The organism is Paenibacillus xylanexedens (assembly GCF_007676705.1).
Lineage (GTDB): Bacteria > Bacillota > Bacilli > Paenibacillales > Paenibacillaceae > Paenibacillus > Paenibacillus xylanexedens_C.
Genome location: NZ_VEBF01000528.1, coordinates 1 through 247 on the forward strand (window position 1 = coordinate 1; position 247 = coordinate 247).

Below are 247 nucleotides of genomic sequence, written 5' to 3' on the forward strand. Positions count from 1 at the left end.
TGTATTAGGTGATATGGTGTGGGGGAAGGGGGGATATGATATGAGGGATGTAGAGAGTGAGTTGATGGATAATGTAGAGGATGGAAAGGATGGTGAGGATATGTATGGAGTGTTAGAAGGGTGCAATGGAGTGATTTTGGAGGATGCATATCGGGAGGTTGTGGTGTATATGAAGAGTGGCGGGATGGGAGGAAGGTGTTTGGATGTGTTACGGGAGTTTGAGGTATGGGGGTTGATGAGGCGGTTT

At 47.4% G+C, this 247-nt stretch carries 1 pseudogene; it reads left to right on the forward strand.

Going from position 1 to position 247, the window contains the following annotated elements:
* Nucleotides 1–40: 40 nt before the first annotated feature.
* Nucleotides 41–247, forward strand: a pseudogene (locus FS628_RS30815) (hypothetical protein); the annotation flags it as partial.